The 16252-nt window shown below is 66.1% G+C and carries 20 protein-coding genes; 13 read left to right on the forward strand and 7 right to left on the reverse strand.

Annotated features, from left to right (window positions below; genetic code table 11):
• Positions 1 to 262: 262 nt before the first annotated feature.
• The 5 genes from QWY74_RS10705 (at position 263) to QWY74_RS10725 (ending at position 3822) form a co-directional block, all read left to right on the forward strand.
• Positions 263 to 649 (forward strand): hypothetical protein, encoded by a 387-nt coding sequence (locus tag QWY74_RS10705; RefSeq protein WP_141321184.1) that lies wholly within the window; start codon positions 263 to 265, stop codon positions 647 to 649.
• A 104-nt stretch (positions 650 to 753) separates the two neighbouring features.
• Complete coding sequence (locus QWY74_RS10710; protein ID WP_264826388.1) at positions 754 to 2166, forward strand: MFS transporter; 1413 nt, start codon at positions 754 to 756, stop codon at positions 2164 to 2166.
• 42 nt (positions 2167 to 2208) lie between these two features.
• Positions 2209 to 2520: a BolA family protein gene (locus QWY74_RS10715; RefSeq protein ID WP_264826387.1), complete on the forward strand. Its 312-nt coding sequence runs from the start codon at positions 2209 to 2211 to the stop codon at positions 2518 to 2520.
• Positions 2517 to 3371 (forward strand): hypothetical protein, encoded by an 855-nt coding sequence (locus tag QWY74_RS10720; RefSeq protein WP_264826386.1) that lies wholly within the window; start codon positions 2517 to 2519, stop codon positions 3369 to 3371. The genes QWY74_RS10715 and QWY74_RS10720 overlap by 4 nt, the downstream gene beginning before the upstream one ends.
• Positions 3358 to 3822 (forward strand): GNAT family N-acetyltransferase, encoded by a 465-nt coding sequence (locus QWY74_RS10725; protein ID WP_264826385.1) that lies wholly within the window; start codon positions 3358 to 3360, stop codon positions 3820 to 3822. The genes QWY74_RS10720 and QWY74_RS10725 overlap by 14 nt, the downstream gene beginning before the upstream one ends.
• Positions 3823 to 3830: 8 nt before the next feature.
• On the opposite strand, the gene QWY74_RS10730 is transcribed toward QWY74_RS10725, so the two are convergent.
• Positions 3831 to 4067: a cell division protein ZapB gene (locus QWY74_RS10730; protein ID WP_264826384.1), complete on the reverse strand. Its 237-nt coding sequence runs from the start codon at positions 4065 to 4067 to the stop codon at positions 3831 to 3833.
• An 86-nt stretch (positions 4068 to 4153) separates the two neighbouring features.
• Positions 4154 to 4795 carry a 16S rRNA (guanine(966)-N(2))-methyltransferase RsmD gene (rsmD, locus tag QWY74_RS10735; RefSeq protein WP_264826383.1) on the reverse strand — a complete coding sequence of 214 codons (642 nt, stop codon included), beginning with the start codon at positions 4793 to 4795 and terminating at the stop codon, positions 4154 to 4156.
• Between the two features lie 90 nt (positions 4796 to 4885).
• On the opposite strand from rsmD, the gene ftsY reads away from it, so the two are divergent.
• From ftsY to rpoH, 4 genes are all read left to right on the forward strand, one after another.
• Entirely contained in the window at positions 4886 to 6199 is a 1314-nt protein-coding gene (ftsY, locus tag QWY74_RS10740) for a signal recognition particle-docking protein FtsY (RefSeq protein WP_264826382.1), read from the forward strand.
• A complete protein-coding gene (gene ftsE / locus QWY74_RS10745) occupies positions 6196 to 6864 on the forward strand; it encodes a cell division ATP-binding protein FtsE (RefSeq protein ID WP_264826381.1) in 669 nt (222 codons plus the stop codon). Before ftsY ends, ftsE begins: the two co-directional genes overlap by 4 nt.
• Positions 6861 to 7838, forward strand: a complete 978-nt coding sequence (gene ftsX / locus QWY74_RS10750; RefSeq protein WP_290314298.1) for a permease-like cell division protein FtsX — start codon at positions 6861 to 6863, stop codon at positions 7836 to 7838. The genes ftsE and ftsX overlap by 4 nt, the downstream gene beginning before the upstream one ends.
• Positions 7839 to 7968: 130 nt before the next feature.
• A complete protein-coding gene (gene rpoH / locus QWY74_RS10755) occupies positions 7969 to 8838 on the forward strand; it encodes an RNA polymerase sigma factor RpoH (RefSeq protein ID WP_264826379.1) in 870 nt (289 codons plus the stop codon).
• A 78-nt stretch (positions 8839 to 8916) separates the two neighbouring features.
• Here the strand turns inward: rpoH and slmA are convergent, their stop codons facing one another.
• The 5 genes from slmA to coaBC all read right to left on the reverse strand — a co-directional run bounded on the left by slmA (position 8917) and on the right by coaBC (position 13809).
• On the reverse strand, positions 8917 to 9531 hold the full coding sequence (gene slmA, locus QWY74_RS10760; RefSeq protein WP_264826377.1) for a nucleoid occlusion factor SlmA: 615 nt from the start codon (positions 9529 to 9531) through the stop codon (positions 8917 to 8919).
• 178 nt (positions 9532 to 9709) lie between these two features.
• Positions 9710 to 10621 (reverse strand): acetylglutamate kinase, encoded by a 912-nt coding sequence (gene argB / locus QWY74_RS10765; RefSeq protein WP_264826375.1) that lies wholly within the window; start codon positions 10619 to 10621, stop codon positions 9710 to 9712.
• A 31-nt stretch (positions 10622 to 10652) separates the two neighbouring features.
• Positions 10653 to 12050: a phosphomannomutase/phosphoglucomutase gene (locus QWY74_RS10770; RefSeq protein WP_264826373.1), complete on the reverse strand. Its 1398-nt coding sequence runs from the start codon at positions 12048 to 12050 to the stop codon at positions 10653 to 10655.
• A gap of 46 nt (positions 12051 to 12096) precedes the next feature.
• Complete coding sequence (gene dut / locus QWY74_RS10775; protein ID WP_264826371.1) at positions 12097 to 12564, reverse strand: dUTP diphosphatase; 468 nt, start codon at positions 12562 to 12564, stop codon at positions 12097 to 12099.
• Positions 12565 to 12585: 21 nt separating this feature from the next.
• Positions 12586 to 13809 carry a bifunctional phosphopantothenoylcysteine decarboxylase/phosphopantothenate--cysteine ligase CoaBC gene (coaBC, locus tag QWY74_RS10780; protein WP_264826370.1) on the reverse strand — a complete coding sequence of 408 codons (1224 nt, stop codon included), beginning with the start codon at positions 13807 to 13809 and terminating at the stop codon, positions 12586 to 12588.
• A gap of 154 nt (positions 13810 to 13963) precedes the next feature.
• Between coaBC and radC the strand changes: the two genes are divergently transcribed.
• From radC to mutM, 4 genes are all read left to right on the forward strand, one after another.
• Positions 13964 to 14638 (forward strand): RadC family protein, encoded by a 675-nt coding sequence (gene radC, locus QWY74_RS10785; protein WP_264826369.1) that lies wholly within the window; start codon positions 13964 to 13966, stop codon positions 14636 to 14638.
• Between the two features lie 139 nt (positions 14639 to 14777).
• Positions 14778 to 15014, forward strand: a complete 237-nt coding sequence (rpmB, locus tag QWY74_RS10790) for a 50S ribosomal protein L28 (protein ID WP_264826368.1) — start codon at positions 14778 to 14780, stop codon at positions 15012 to 15014.
• Between the two features lie 47 nt (positions 15015 to 15061).
• A complete protein-coding gene (gene rpmG / locus QWY74_RS10795) occupies positions 15062 to 15217 on the forward strand; it encodes a 50S ribosomal protein L33 (protein ID WP_141321147.1) in 156 nt (51 codons plus the stop codon).
• A 198-nt stretch (positions 15218 to 15415) separates the two neighbouring features.
• The gene (gene mutM / locus QWY74_RS10800) at positions 15416 to 16240 is read left to right on the forward strand and encodes a bifunctional DNA-formamidopyrimidine glycosylase/DNA-(apurinic or apyrimidinic site) lyase (protein WP_264826367.1); all 825 of its coding nucleotides are present in this window, start codon (positions 15416 to 15418) and stop codon (positions 16238 to 16240) included.
• Positions 16241 to 16252 lie beyond the last annotated feature (12 nt).

The following is a 16252-nucleotide window of genomic DNA, read 5'->3' on the forward strand; positions in this document are numbered from 1 at the left end:
CTTTGCTCAGCAACCAACCGTTGGCGCGGGGCTGATCCGGTGACAAGCCCTCGAGGAGGCGCTATGAACCCCTCCCTGGGCGCTACCGACGCCTTTCATGGCGTCGGACCTCCTCTCCGGTTTGTCCCCGGCGCCCTTGCTCCTTCCCGGGTGGTGAGGATGCTGGCAAGTTGCAGACTGATGGCGCTGCGTTGCAGAAATGTTGGTAAGGGGCGCCTCTGGCGCCCATAATGGTCAGCGTTTCGACGTCGAGGAGACCGTGATGAAACTGCTCAACCGCTCCGCCCTGAGTGTCAGGCCGACCCAGCACTTCGTGGACTGGATCAATGCGCTGGAACCCACCGTCGGGGATGACGATCTGGCGCTGGAAGACGTCGAACGGGAAAGTACCGTTTACCTGATTCCCGAGATGGATACCCCGGAAAATCTCGACGCCTTCGTGCGCGAACGTTACCTCGAGATTCTCGAGACCGAGCTACGCGCCTGGGAAGAAGACGAGCGCCAGTGGCCCGAGACCCTGGACTGGTCGCTCTTTCAGCGTTTCGTGCGGGTCGAGCACAGCTACCTGGCCATCGATCTGGATAACGAGGCCGCGCTGGAAATCGCCGAGGTAGACGACAGCATGCTGCTGGAAACTGATCAGGACTGATGCCCTGACGCACCGCGCCACTCCGCCCGCGGCGGTGTGTGGTGCGAGTGGATCACGCTGAAGCCGGCCCCGTGCCGGTTTTTGCATGTTATGGACCCTGACGCATGAGCCGACTCTTTGCGACCCGCGAGGGCGATGACGGCCTGCCCGGCCCGGAACGCCGGCTGGCCGTGCTGGCGCTGATCTGCGGCACCACCATGGCCGTGGTCGATGCCACCATGATCAACCTGGCCCTGCCCTCGATTGCCGCTGGCCTGGAGGTGCCGTCCTCCAGTGCGGTCTGGGTGACCAATATCTTTCAGGTGGTCTGTGCCGCCTTTCTGCTGGTCTTTTCGGCACTCAGCGAGATCATCGGCCGGCGTCGGCTCTATGTGGCCGGGCTGAGTCTGTTCGTGGTGGCGGCGGCCGGCAGTGCCCTGTCCCGGGATCTCGACATGCTGCTGGGTTTTCGGGCGCTGCAGGGCATGGGAGCGGCAGCGACCCTGTCGATCGGCCCGTCGCTGTATCGCAGCATTTTCCCCACGCGGTTGCTGGGAAGTGCCCTGGGGTTGAGCTCGCTGGTCGTCGCCACCGGCTATACCGCCGGGCCGGCGATCGGCGGGCTGGTGCTGTCGGTGGCCGATTGGCCCTGGCTGTTCGCCCTGCCGGTGCCCATCGGCATGCTGGCGGTACTGCTGGCCTGGCGGGCCTTGCCCCGTGAGCGAGGGCGGCGTGGCGGTTTCGATGGCCCCGGGGCCTGCGGGGCGATACTCATGCTGGGCGCGCTTTTCCTGGCCCTGGATGGCGTGGGGCACCAGACGCCGCTCTGGCGCACGCTGGGCTGGCTGGCGCTGAGCCTGATCGCCGGCGGGCTCTTCGTGCGGCGCCAGCAGCGGGTGGCTTTTCCCATTCTGCCGTTGACGCTGTTTCGTCAGCCGCGTTTCAGCCTGGCCGTGGTATCCCAGGGGCTGGCGTTCGTCGGCCAGGGGCTGGCCTTTGTGGCCCTGTCGTTCCTCTATCAGCAGGGCATGGGGTTTTCGCCGCTGGAAACCGCCTTTTTGTTTACCCCCTGGCCCCTGATGATCATGCTGGGCGGGCCGCTGGCGGGGCGCCTCGCCGATCGGGTCAACCCCGGACTGATCGCCAGCCTGGGCCTGGTGGTGCTGATCGCCGGCCTGCTGGCGCTGGGAGGCCTGGGGGAGCAGGCCGGGATACTCGACTGCCTGTGGCGTACTGCCCTCTGCGGCCTTGGCTTCGGCCTCTTTCAGCCGCCCAACAATCGCGAGCTGATGACCAGCGTGCCGGTCGAGCGCAGCGCCAATGCGTCAGGCGTGATGAGCACCACGCGCACCGTCGGTCAGGCCATGGGGGTGGCGCTGGTCGGGGCCTGCCTGTCGACCGGAGCACCGGTACAGTGGGCCCTGTGGGGTGGTGCGGTGGCCGGCGGGCTGGCCCTGCTGACGAGCCTGGCACGTGTCTCGCGCGCGCAGGGCGCGATGCGTGCCCGTCGTCGCGACGCTTCTGAAAGCGTACAATGAGAGCCTGATTGTGCATTCACCACTCATCATCGGGGAGCCGACATGAGCACCCAGTCGACCATCGAAGAGAAGCTCCAGGCCCTCGAACCCACCTTTCTGACGGTGGAGAACGAGAGTCATCGACACAATGTGCCGGCCAATGCCGAGACCCACTTCAAGGTCACCCTGGTGTCGGCGCGTTTCGAAGGCCTGATGCCGGTCAAGCGCCATCAACAGATCTATGCGTTGCTGGCCGATGAACTGGCCGGGCCGGTACATGCCCTGGCCCTGCACCCCTACACGCCCGGCGAATGGCAGTCACGTGGCGCTTCGCGGCCGGACTCGCCGGACTGCCGGGGCGGTGACGGATCGTGACCAGCGAGCCGCATCGGCTGCAGTACCTGGAGGCCATGGGGCTCACGGCCTGGGTGGCGCGTTACCGGATGCCCAATGCGCTGGAAACGCCATCCTGTGAGTGGGAGTCGCCCGCCTCGGAGACTGCCAGCGCTCCCGGTGAGCGGCTGCATGCCCTGCTGGACGACGCCGGTGACGCCCGGGCTCAGCCCAGCCAGCCGCGGCAAGACAGCGTGCGACCACCGGCCGGGCCGCGCAAGGCGCGGGCCCTGCTGGGGGATCTGGTGCCGGGGCAGGCCGCCGAGCAGGCCGTTGAGGACCCCGCGACATCGCCTTCACTCGCCGAGTCTGCCGAGGCGGCCGCATCTCCCGGGCATGCCACGCCCGCGCAGGCCCTGCGTTTCACCTGGCAGATCAGCTGTCTGGATGGTCGTTGGTTGGTGGTGCTACCCACAGAGCACGGGCCCAGCGACACCGAGTATCGCCTGCTGGGCAATCTGCTGCGCGCGGCTGCCGTGGTGCCCGGCCAGGCGCCGCGCTTCGAGAGCTTTCGCTGGCCACAGCTCGAAGGCCTGCCGGTGGAGTCACCGCTGGATGAGGCTCAGGATGGGCTGCGCGCCTTCCTCAATGGCCGTCGCCAGCGCGGCTGGCAGCCCGAGCGCCTGCTGCTGTTCGGCGAGGCCTTCGCTGATCCCGGCGTGCTGGGTCAGTTGCTGAATCTGGGAGATGGCTGGAGCGAGTTGCTGTCATTGCCGGTCTGGCATGGGCCTGACCTGCAGACGCTCAGCGCGAGCGCCGAGGCCAAGAGGCGCCTGCTGCCGGAGCTGGCCGACTGGCCAGGGCTGTGGAGCACAAGCGATGCCGGCCGCTGAGGTGCGCCCGCTGGACGCTGCCGATCTGGCCGCGGTGGTCGAGCTCGAGCGGGTCTCGCAACCCTTCCCCCTGGCGGCGGGCCGCTTGAAGCCGGCCCTTCTGGATCGCAGTGAGCGGCTCCTGGGGATCCAGGCGGACGGGCGCTTGCTTGCCTATGCCCATGTGTCGCGTCTGCCCTTCGATGCCGAGCTGCAGTCTCTGCTGGTGGCGCCCGGGGAGCGCCGGCAGGGCCTGGCCGGGCGGTTGATGCAAGCGGTGCTGGGTGAGGCACGCGGCTGGCGCAGTGAATCTCTGCAGCTCGAGGTCAGGGTCGGCAATGCCGGGGCCATTCGCTTGTATCGGCACTGGGGGTTTGTCGAGGACGGGCGCCGTCGCGATTATTATCCATCGCTGGACGGCGCCGGGCGGGAGGACGCCTTGCTGATGTCACGCCGCATGCGCGAGGCGTGAGCCAAGGCTCAACCGTGCTGGTGGGCCGGTTGCTGCTGTGCTTCCTGCGACGATGACGCGCTGCCGGTGTCGATCTCGTCGAGCTTGCCCAGCAGGGCGGACAAGCGACGTTCCCATTCCTCGCGTTCCTGCTTGAGGCGGGTGTTTTCCTCGCGCAGCTCCTCGGCTTCCATTTTCATCAACTCCAGAGCCTCCACGGCGCTGGAGACCTTCTGTTCGAGCTGGTTGAAGAGTTCGTTGCTCATCCGTTTCTCCTGGTGATGTCTAGCTGAGTCGGGCTCGGCCCGTTGAGCGCTTCCTGCAGTCGGCAGCGTAACTCCGCCGGCGGGGCTCAGCAAGCGTCTTTATCGCCGCAATCGTGGTGGCCGGGATGGCGTCGATAGAGTCGCCCCGTGCCTTCTCCCGCGCGTACTTCGCGATGCAGTGTCCAGTTGTCGGGCACCCGTGGCTCGAGTGATGTTTCGGTTTCCACATAGATGCTCGCCTCTTCGCTAAGCCAGCCCTGCTCCAGGGCGGCACAGCAGGGCGCGGCGAGGTCCTGATGGAAGGGCGGGTCGACAAACACCAGCGAATAGGCGGCCGGCTCGCCCTCGAGAAAGCGGCGGGCGTCGCACTTGACCACCTCGGCCCGAGCGATGCCCAGGCTGGCCAAGTTGTCGCTCAGGGTGCGGCTGGCTCGGGCGTCGAGCTCGACCAGGGTCGTGTCACCGGCGCCGCGTGACAGGGCTTCCAGGCCCAGGGCGCCGCTGCCGGCGAAGAGATCCAGCACACGACAGCCGGCGAGCGTCGGCCCCAGCCAGTTGAACAGGGTTTCGCGCACCCGGTCGGGCGTGGGGCGCAGCCCGGGTAGGTCGAGGACCGGCAGCTGGCGGCGGCGGTATTCGCCGCCGATGATGCGCAGCTTGCCCTGAGGCTGGCCGGCCGGGCGGCCACGCGCGGCAGGTGGCGTGCGTCGGGAACGTCGTCGAGTCATGTGCGCGATTGTAGCGGGCCCTGTGTCCACAGTCATGATGCGCGATGGTAGGATGTGGGCATTCGTTCACCCGCGAGGCTGAATCCCCCCATGTTCGGTTTTTTCAAGCGCAAGAAGAAGCAGCAGGATCAGGCGGTCGAAACGCCTGAGCAGGAGGTCGAGCGCGACGAGTCAGCGCCGGCCGAAGAGCAGCCCGCCGCGGCAGAGCCCGAGTCGCTCCGAGAGGCCGAGTCTGAGACGCCGCCGGATGTCGAGTCTCGCCGCGAGCCGCAGGCTGCCGAGCCCCTGTCCGAAGTCGAGCCGGCGCCGGTGCCGGAAGGTGAGCCCGAACCGGAGCCGATTCCCGAGCCCGAGCCGACGCCCGAACCGGAGCCGAACCCTGAGCCTGAGCCGACGCCCGAGCCTGAACCGGAACCGGAACCGGAACCCGCCGCCGTGGCGCCCAGGGACAAGCCGCGCAGCGAGAAGAAAGGCTGGTTTGCCCGCATCAAGCAGGGGCTGGGCAAGACCCGAGCCAATCTGGCCGATGGGCTTGCAGGGCTCTTCATGGGGCGCAAGCAGATCGACGATGATCTCATGGAGGAGCTCGAGACCCAGCTGCTGATGGCGGATGTGGGCATCGAGGCAACCACGGAGATCATCGAGCGCTTGACCGAGCGGGTGTCGCGCAAGGAGCTCAAGGATCCCCAGGCCCTTTATCATGCCCTGCAGGAAGAGCTCACCGCCCTGCTGGAGGGCGTGACTCAGCCTCTCGAGCTGCCGCCCAAGGGGCAGGGGCCCTTTGTCATCCTGGTGGTCGGCGTCAATGGCGTGGGCAAGACCACCACCATCGGCAAGCTGACCCAGCGCTTCCAGCGCGAGGGGCGCAGCGTGATGCTGGCCGCCGGCGATACCTTCCGGGCCGCCGCCGTCGAGCAGTTGCAGATCTGGGGCGAGCGTAACGATGTGCCGGTGGTGGCTCAGCATACCGGGGCCGACAGTGCCTCGGTGGTCTATGACGCCCTGGCCGCGGCCAAGGCCAGGGGTGTCGATGTGCTGATCGCCGACACCGCCGGGCGCCTGCACAACAAGTCGCACCTCATGGAAGAGCTCAAGAAGGTGCGCCGCGTGCTCGGCAAGCTCGATGCCGAAGCGCCCCACGAGGTGATGCTGGTGCTCGATGCCGGTACCGGTCAGAATGCGCTGTCCCAGGCCTCGACCTTTAACGAGGCGGTGCCGGTCACCGGCATCACCCTGACCAAGCTGGATGGTACCGCCAAGGGCGGTATCATCTTTGCCCTGGCGCAGCAGCTGGGGACGCCGATTCGCTTTATCGGGGTCGGCGAGACCCTTGACGACCTGCGGCCCTTCGCCGCCCGTGATTTCGTGGATGCCCTCTTCGACAAGGGTGACGCCTCGGAATGATTGCCTTCGAGCATGTCGGCAAGCGCTATGGAGGGCGCTTCGAAGCCCTGGCCCACCTCAACTTCCGAGTGAAGCGGGGCGAGATGGTCTTTCTGACCGGGCATTCGGGCGCGGGCAAGAGCTCATTGCTGCGCCTGATCATGCGCCTGGAGCGTCCCAGCCGCGGGCGCATCCTGGTGGCCGGCCATGACATCGACCAGCTCCATGCCACCCAGGTGCCCTTCTACCGGCGCCAGATCGGCGTGGTCTTCCAGGACCACCAGCTGCTGTTCGACCGCTCCATCTATCACAACGTCGCCCTGCCGCTGGAGATCCAGGGCATGGAGCCGCGCGAGGCGGCCCGTCGAGTGCGTGCTGCCCTCGACAAGGTCGGCCTGCTGCATCGAGAAAAGGCGCTGCCGGTAGAGCTTTCCGGTGGCGAGCAGCAGCGCGTGGGCATCGCCCGCGCCGTGGTCAACAAGCCGGCCCTGCTGCTGGCCGATGAGCCCACCGGTAACCTCGACCCTCAGTTGTCCGCCGATATCATGTCGCTGTTCGAGGATTTCAATCGCATCGGAACGACGGTCATGGTCGCCAGTCACGATCTGGCGCTGATTGCCCGTCTCCGGCACCGTACCCTGCGCTTGCAAGATGGCCGCCTGGTCGGCGACGAGGAGGGAGGGTGAGCCGCCAACCACAGGAAGCGTCACGGCGTGGGGCGCGCACTCAGCGTGCCGGTACCAGCGGGCGCTGGCGCAGCTGGGGGCGTCATCATCGCGCCATGGCGCTGGACAGCGTGCGGCGTTTGCTGCGCTATCCGGTGGGCAGTCTGCTGACCATGCTGGCGATCGCCATCGCCCTGGTGCTGCCCGCGGCCCTGTGGTTGACGCTGGACAGTGCGCGGCTGCTCGATGCCGAGCTTGAGGAAAGCGCGACCCTGACGGCCTACCTCGAGACCCGAGTCGATGCCGCCGAGGCCGGTCGTATCGAGGAGGCGCTGGCGGCCGAGCAGGGCGTGGAAGCGACGCGCCTGATCACCGCCGAGGATGGCATGGCCGAGTTTCAGCAATCGCTGGGCCTCGAGGATGCCCTGGCGCGCCTGCCGGGCAACCCCTTGCCGGCCAGCGTGGTGATTTCACCGTCGGACCCGGCACCCAAGGCAGTGCGCCGACTGGCCGAGCGGCTCGGCGGTGTCAGCGGGGTCGAGGAAGTGCGTCTCGACCTGGCCTGGCTGGAGCGTTTACGGCATCTCGCCGAACTCGGGCAGCGCGTGACCCTGGCGCTCGGCGTACTGTTCGGCATGGGCGTGCTGCTAGTGGTGGGCAACACCATACGCCTGGCCGTGGAGAATCGGCGCAAGGAAATCGAGGTGGTGACCCTGATCGGTGCCACCCACCAGTTCGTGCGGCGCCCTTTCCTGTACAGCGGTGCCTGGTACGGCCTGGGCGGTGGGCTGCTGGCCTGGGGGCTGCTGACGCTGGGGGGTGACTGGCTCGCCGGGCCGGTATCGGCACTGGCCTCGAGCTATGGCGCCAGTTTCGTGCTGCCGACGCTGGGGCCGGGGGGGTCGGCAACACTGCTTGCGTGTAGTACAGTATTAGGCTGGCTGGGTGCCTGGATTGCGGTCAGTCGTCATCTGGCACAGATTCGGCCCCGCTGATGTCACGCTGTACGGGTTTGACACCAAAAGCAGGTGACAAATTTATCGTTAGCCGGAACCAAATGAACCCTTTGCCGTCCAAGGCAGCAATTGCCGATTCACACATGGGTTTCGAGGAGACAATCTGCACATGAGCACCAGTCTTCTGCCGGTGGGGTACCTGTCACCGGGTCATGACCTCAATGGCTACATTCAGGCGGTGAATGGCATCCCCATGCTCACCGTCGACGAAGAGCGTGACCTGGCCTACCGTCTGCACGACGAGGGCGACCTCGAGGCGGCGCGTCGCCTGGTCATGTCGCATCTACGCTTCGTCGTGCATATCGCGCGCAGTTATTCCGGCTATGGTCTGGCCCAGGCCGACTTGATCCAGGAAGGCAACGTTGGCCTGATGAAGGCGGTCAAGCGCTTCGACCCCTACCAGGGCGTTCGGCTGGTGTCTTTCGCCGTGCACTGGATCAAGGCCGAGATTCACGAATACGTGCTGCGCAACTGGCGGATCGTCAAGGTGGCGACCACCAAGGCTCAGCGCAAGCTGTTCTTCAACCTGCGCGGTGCCAAGAAGCGCCTGGCCTGGCTGAACACCAACGAAGTGGATGCCATTGCCAAGGACCTCGACGTCAAGCCCGAGGTGGTCCGCGAGATGGAAGGGCGGCTGTCGGCGCACGATGCCGGCTTCGATGTTCCCCCGGGTGGCGAGGATGAAGATTCCGCCTATCAGGCGCCGGCCCAGTTCCTGGACGATGCCTCCCAGGACCCGGCGACCCAGCTGGAAGACAGCGACTGGGAAGAGGATTCCACTCAGCGCCTGCGGGTGGCCCTTGCGGATCTCGACGAGCGGTCGCGGGACATTCTTCAGCGCCGCTGGTTGAGTGAGCACAAGTCGACCCTCCATGACCTCGCCGACGTCTACGGCGTTTCCGCCGAGCGCATCCGCCAGCTCGAGAAGAATGCCATGAAGAAGGTGCGTCAGCACCTCGGGGATGCCCTGGTGGCCTGATCAGGCGCTGCCGGTCATCGTCGACTCTCTATCAATGCCCCGGTCTTCAGGCCGGGGCATTGGCGTTTCAGGGCAGGGTCATCGGGCGGATGGCGAGGGGGCACGCAGCAGCTGGCCGGCGAGCGCCTGCCACTGGTCGTCCCAGTGCCGCGTTGGCAGATGCTTGAAGTCGGAGCGCACGTATTGCGAGATACGGCCCTCGATCACGGCGGTCAGCAGGTTGGCGGCCGCCGCCACCGGCAGGGCCGGGCGGCGGTGCTCGTGAATCTCGGCCTCGCGCAGGATCTGCTTGAGCTGGGTTTCCAGGCGCTCGAACAGTTGATGAATGCGCTGGCGCAGTCGCGGCGTTTCGCCGGTCAGGGCGTCGCCCCCCAGAACCCGGGAGAGCCCCGGGTTCTTTTCGGCGAAGGCCAGCACCAGCATCATCAGGCGTTCGCAGCGCGGGATGGCGTCCTGAACCTCGTCGAGGATGCGTGTGATGCGCTCGAAAAGGGTCTGTTCGATGAACTCGATGAGCCCCTCAAACATGCGCGCCTTGCTCGGGAAGTGGCGGTACAGCGCGGCTTCCGAGAGGCCCACCTGGCGCGCCAGGGCGGCCGTGGTGATGCGCTTGCCGCTGTCTTCCTCGAGCATCAGCGCCAATCCCTGCAGGATATGATCGCGTCGGCTGGAAGCGGGTGCTTGCTGCGTCATGGTCGTACTAGCCTAATCGAGAGAACCTGGAGTGTGGTGCTGCGGGGCTGACCCGTTGGCAAGCCTGCGAGGAGGCGCTATGAATACTTCCCTGTACGCTACCGACGCCCTCCCTGGGCGTCGGACCTCCTCTTAGGCTTGCCCCCGGCGCCCCGCTTCAGCAGGACGACGCTGGTTGTCATGCATTCTCACCACCAGTATCCGTGATCAGGGTGCCGACGCCGGCATTGGTGAAAATCTCCAGCAGGGTGGCGTGGGCGACCCGGCCGTCGACGATGTGGGCACTGGCCACGCCGCCCTTCACGGCATCCAGGGCGCAGCGGATCTTGGGCAGCATGCCGCCATGGATGGTGCCGTCGGCGATCAGGGCATCGACCTGGGCGGTGCTCAGCCCGGTCATCACCTCGCCTTCGGTATTCATCAGGCCGGCCACATTGGTCAGCAGCATCAGCTTCTCGGCATCCAGCGCCTCGGCCACCTTGCCGGCCACCAGGTCGGCATTGATGTTGTAGCTGCGTCCCTGCTCATCGACGCCGATGGGCGCGATCACCGGAATGAAGTCGCGGGCGGCGAGCATCTCGATGAGGTCGGTGGAGATGCTTTCAACCACGCCGACGTGGCCGATATCGATGATCTCCGAAGCCGCCATGTCGAGCGTCTGCTGCTCGACCTGCAACTGATGGGCGCGAATCTGGCCGCCGTCCTTGCCGGTCAGGCCGATGGCCTTGCCGCCGCTCTGGTTGATCAGGTTGACGATGTCCTTGTTGACCAGGCCTCCCAGCACCATCTCGACCACGTCCATGGTTTCCGCATCGGTGATGCGCATGCCATTGACGAAGCGCGACTCGATATTGAGCTTGCCGAGCAGCTCGCCGATCTGCGGCCCGCCGCCATGCACCACCACCGGGTTGATGCCGACTTCCTTCATCAGGACGATGTCGCGGGCAAAGGAGTCGATCAGTGTGTCCTCGGTCATGGCGTTGCCGCCATACTTGACCACCACCGTCTTGCCCGAGAAGCGCTGGATGTAAGGCAATGCCTCGGACAGTACTTCCACGACCTGGCGTGGGTCACGCGTCGTATCGCTCATGGCGAACTCCCTGTGTATCGGTCAGCCGGACTCAAAGGTCGATGTCGAGAGATGGAGCGACCTGCTGAAGCGCATCGGCGAAACGGGCGCGAATGCGTGCCAGGGCCTCGTCACTCTTGCCCTCGAAGCGCAGCACCAGCACCGGGGTGGTGTTGGACGCGCGGCACAGGCCCCAGCCGTCCGGGTAGTCGACGCGAATGCCGTCGAGGGTCGTTTTCACGCCATCATCGCCGAAGTCGCCGTCCCGGGCGAGGCGCTCGACCAGGTCGAACTTGGTCTCGTCGGTCACCGTGACATTGATTTCCGGCGTCCCGATGTCCTGCGGATAGCGCGCGAAAAAGGCGTCGGCGTCGGCGTCCTGCCGCGACAGGACTTCCAGCAGGCGCGCGGCCCCATAGAGGCCATCGTCGAAGCCGTACCAGCGCTCCTTGAAGAAGATGTGGCCACTCATCTCGCCGGCCAGCAGTGCGCCGTTCTCCTTCATGCGTCCCTTGATCAGGGAGTGTCCGGTGCGCCACATCTCCGGGGTGCCGCCCGCCTTCTCGATCACCCGGGCCAGGTTGCCGGTGCACTTGACGTCGAAGATGACCCGGGCGCCGGGGTTGCGCTCGAGCATGTCCTCGGCGAAGGCCATCATCAGGTGGTCGGGGTAGATCAGCTTGCCAGCGGGCGTGATCACCCCCAGGCGGTCGCCGTCGCCGTCGAAGGCCAGGCCGATATCGGCGCCGCTGGACTGCACCTCGGCGATCAGGTCCTGGAGATTTTCCGGCTTGCCGGGGTCGGGATGATGGTTGGGGAAGGTGCCGTCGATCTCGGCGAACAGCGGGATGGTCTCGGCGCCCAGGCGCTCGATGAGCTTCGGCCCCAGCTCGCCGGCCACGCCGTTGCCGCAGTCGACCACGGCCTTGAGGGGGCGTGCCAGGGAGACATCGCCGAGGATGCGTTCCAGATAGGCATCGCGCAGGTCCTGCTCGCTGACCTCGCCAGCGCCCTCGCTCAGGTCGCCTTCCTGCAGGCGGCGGTGCAGGTCGGTGATGGTCTCGCCGGAAAGCGTCTCGCCGCCCAGCACGATCTTGAAGCCATTGTAGTCGGGCGGGTTATGACTGCCGGTGACCATGACACCCGAGGTCGTGCCTTCCACGACATGGGTGGCGAAGTAGAGTACCGGCGTCGGCACCATGCCGATGTCGATGACATCGCAGCCTGCCGCGGTTAGGCCACGGGTCAGGGCGCCGAGCATGCGCGGGCCGGAGAGGCGGCCATCTCGCGCCACGACGACGCGATTCTCGCCCCTGGCTCGGGCGGCACTGCCGATGGCGTGGCCGATGCCCTCGACGCCGGGCTCGGTCAGGGTGTCATCGACCACGCCGCGAATGTCATAGGCACGAAAAATCGAGGCGGGCGCGTGTTGCAGGTAATCAGTGGTCATGCGGTCAGTCCTTGAGCGTCCAGAGAGTAAAGGAGAAGGCGTGCCGTCAGTGGCGGCCGGAGCTGCCAAAGCCGCCCGGGCCGCGTGCGCTGGCGTCAAAATCGTCGACGAGCTCGAGCTCGGCCTGCACCACCGGCACGACAAGGTACTGGGCCAGGCGTTCAAAGGGCTCCAGCGTGAAGGACTTGCTGCCGCGGTTCCAGACGGAGATCATCAGCTCGCCCTGATAATCGGAGTCGATCAGGCCGACCAGGTTGCCGAGCACAATGCCGTGCTTGTGGCCCAGCCCCGACCGCGGCAGCACCAGACCGGCCAGCTTTGGGTCGGCGATGTGGATGGCCAGGCCGGTATGGATGAGCTCGCAGTCGCCCGGCTCCAGGGTCAGGGGCGCATCGAGCAGGGCTCGCAGGTCCATGCCGGCGGAGCCACTGGAAGCGTAGTGGGGGAGATAGTCGCGCATGCGCTCGTCGAGCAGTTTGACGGCAAGGCGAGGACGATCAGTGGGGGTCGGCATGTGTGGGGTTTCCGCAATGGTTCATTCAGGGCTCGCGCAGGACAGGCAGTGCAGCGCCTGCTCGAGGATGGCATCGGCCAGGCACGTCTTGGGCTGGGGTGGCAGGTGGCGCTGGTCGATGGTGTCGCCGCGCTGCCAAAGCAGCATGGCCGCGTTGTCATCGGCGCCGAAGCCCAGACCGGCACTGGAGACATCATTGGCTACGACCATGTCGAGGCGCTTGCGGGTCAGCTTGTCGCGCCCGTAACGCTCGAGATCGCGGGTCTCCGCGGCGAAGCCGATGACGAAGGGGCGGTCGGCCCGGGCGGCGATGGTGGCGATGATATCCGGGTTTCTGACCAGCGCCAGGGTCATGCCGCTGCCGTCATCACCTTTCTTGAGCTTGTGCTCGGCGGCACTGGCAGCACGGTAATCGGCCACGGCGGCACAGCCGATGAAGATGTCCGCCCCGTCTGCATGAGCCTCGGCTGCGGCCAGCATCTCGCTGGCGCTCTCGACATCGATTCGGGTTACGCCTGCCGGGGTAGCCAGCGCCACCGGGCCGCTGATCAGCACCACATCGGCCCCCAGAGCCACGGCACGCGCGGCCAGGGCATAGCCCATCTTGCCGGAGCTGTGGTTGGAGAGGTAGCGCACCGGGTCGATGGCCTCACGCGTGGGACCGGCGGTGATGACCAGCCGCAGGCCGCGGGCCGGTAGCTCGCGGGGGGAGAGCAGCCGCTCCGCCAGCGCTTCGGGCTCGAGCATGCGACCGGCCCCCACATCGCCACAGGCCTGGTCGCCATGCCCCGGGCCGAGCAACTGCCAGCCGTCCTCGGCGAGCTGACGGGCATTACGGGCAGTCGCCGGGTGGGCCCACATGGCCTGGTTCATGGCCGGCGCCAGGAACTTCTCGGCGCGGCTGGCCAGGCACAGGGTGGTGAGCAGGTCATCGGCCATGCCATGGGCCAGGCGCGCCATCAGATCGGCCGTGGCCGGCGCGATGATGAGGCGATCGGCCCAGCGCGCCAGCTCGATATGGCCCATGCCGGCCTCGGCTTCCGGGTCGAGCAGCGAAGTGCGTACGTTTTCGCCGGTCAATGCCTGAAACGTCATGGGGGCGATAAAGGCCTGGGCGCCTTCGGTCATGACCACTCGCACCTCGCAGCCGGCCTGCTTGAGCAGGCGCGCCAGCTGGGCGATCTTGTAGGCGGCAATGCCGGCGCCGATCCCGATCAGGATGCGTGTTCCGGGGAGTGCAGACATGATGAAGTCCAGGCCATGATTCGGCCTCCAGCTTATCACTCGCAGCCAGGCTTGCGTAGCCGGCCCCGCTGACGTCCATTGTGACTACACTGATGGCGAGAGAAAGGAGGTGGCATGGCCCGAACAGGGACGACAGGGTCGTCGGGAGGCAAGGATGTCGATTCGTGACTGGCCGGAGGGCGAGCGCCCCCGGGAAAAACTGCTGACACTGGGTACCGAGGCACTTTCGGATGCCGAATTGTTGGCCATCTTTCTGCGCGTCGGTGTCAGTGGGCGCTCCGCGGTGGACCTGTCGCGGGATGTGCTGTCGTCCTTCGGCGGCCTGCGGCCGTTGCTGGAGGCCGATGAGAGGACCTTCTGCGCCGAACGCGGCCTGGGGCAGGCGAAGTATGTGCAGCTACAGGCGGTGCTGGAGCTGGCCCGTCGTCATCTGGCCTCTCGGTTGGACCGTGAGGGGGCGCTGACCTCGCCGGGGCTGGTGCGCGACTATCTGATGTCGCGCCTGCGTCACCTTGGGCATGAGGAATTTGCTGCGCTCTTTCTCGACAGCCAGCATCGGGTCATTCGTTACGAGTCGCTGTTTCGTGGCACTCTGGACAGCGCCTCGGTCTATCCCCGCGAGGTGGCCCGCCGGGCCCTGGAAGTTGGGGCCGGGGCGGTGATCTTTGCCCACAACCATCCTTCCGGGATTGCCGAGCCCAGCCAGGCCGACGAACGCATCACCGAGCGGTTGCGCCAGGCCCTGGCGCTGTTCGAGGTGCGGGTGCTGGACCATTTCGTGGTGGGCGATGGAGAAGTGGTGTCCTTTGCCGAGCGAGGCCTGTTATAATCCTGTTTCTCGCTTGTCTGGCCCCGCCAACTCTGGTATAAAGTGCACCCTTTGAATTCCCTTGGGTCAAGTCGTCCCGGTTTGCCCGACAGGTTTTGAACACTCAGGTTATATCCTGGCCAAGCGGTTGGAGGCTCTCATGTCCAAAGTATGTCAGGTTACCGGCAAGCGCCCGGTGACTGGTCACAACGTATCTCACTCTCAGCGCAAGACACCTCGTCGTTTTGTGCCGAATCTGCACACGCATCGCTTCTGGGTCGAGTCCGAGAAGCGCTTTGTCCGGCTGCGCGTCTCCACCAAGGGACTGCGCACCATCGACAAGAAAGGCATCGAAGCGGTGCTGAGCGATATCCGCAAGCGTGGCGAAACCGTCTGAAGACGCTCAACGCGACTCAAGCGCTCGATTGATTAGGGAGAAGAGCTATGCGTGACAAGATTCGAATGGTGTCCAGCGCCGGTACCGGCCACTTCTACACCACCGACAAGAACAAGCGGAACACACCGGACAAGCTGGAAATGAAAAAGTTTGACCCGGTTGTCCGCAAGCGTGTTACCTATAAGGAAGCCAAGATCAAGTGAGGGCGTGCCGGTATACCCGGCATCCGCCCCACAGCCCCTTGCCCGCCCGACCGCTCGATGACATCGCGCCGGGTCGCTGGTTGATAGCAAGGTGCTGCACGAGGCTTTCCTTCCGCAGGTGCAAGCCTGTCCGCGAGAACCCGGCCCGATGGTCGGGTTCTCGCGTTTGTCATCTTCCCCCGAGGGTAGAATGTCACCATGCCAGAATTGCCCGAGGTAGAAACGACTCGTCGGGGGATTGCACCGCATGTCGAGCAGCGCGAGGTGCGCGAGGTCATTGTGCGCCAGTCCCGTCTGCGCTGTCCGGTGCCCGAGGACCTGGCCGAGCGCCTGGTGGGGACCCGCCTGGGACCGCTCTGGCGCCGCGCCAAGTATCTGTTGATGCCGGTCGACGGCGGCGCGGGCGGCACCCTGCTGTGCCACCTGGGCATGTCCGGCAGCCTGCGCATGGCACGCCTGGGCGAGCTGCCCAGAAAGCACGATCATGTCGACCTGGTGCTCGATGACGGTGCCATCCTGCGCTATCACGACCCGCGGCGCTTCGGGTTCATCGATTGGCTGGATGGCTCGGTCGAGCAGGACCGGCGCCTGGCGAAGCTCGGCCCGGAGCCGTTGTCGCCGGATTTCGATGGCCAGCGGCTCTACTGCTGTTCGCGCCGGCGGCGCCTCGCCGTCAAGCCATTCCTGATGGATAATGGCGTGGTGGTGGGCGTCGGCAATATCTATGCCGCCGAAGCGCTGTTCCTGGCCGGTATCGACCCGCGCCGCGAGGCGGGGCGCATTTCCCGCCAGCGGTATCTGCGGCTGGCCGAGGCGATCCGCGAGGTGCTGGGCGCTGCCATCCATCAGGGGGGAACGACCCTGAGAGACTTCGTCGGTGGCACCGGCGAGCCGGGTTATTTCGCCCAGCGGCTCAATGTCTACGGCCGCGACGGTCAGCCCTGCCGACGCTGCGGTGCCGAACTGCGACTGGTCACCCTAGGCCAGCGTGCCAGTGTTTTCTGTGCCGCCTGTCAGCGCTGACCGGGTGGCCTG

Source organism: Halomonas almeriensis, assembly GCF_030409235.1.
Lineage (GTDB): Bacteria > Pseudomonadota > Gammaproteobacteria > Pseudomonadales > Halomonadaceae > Halomonas > Halomonas almeriensis.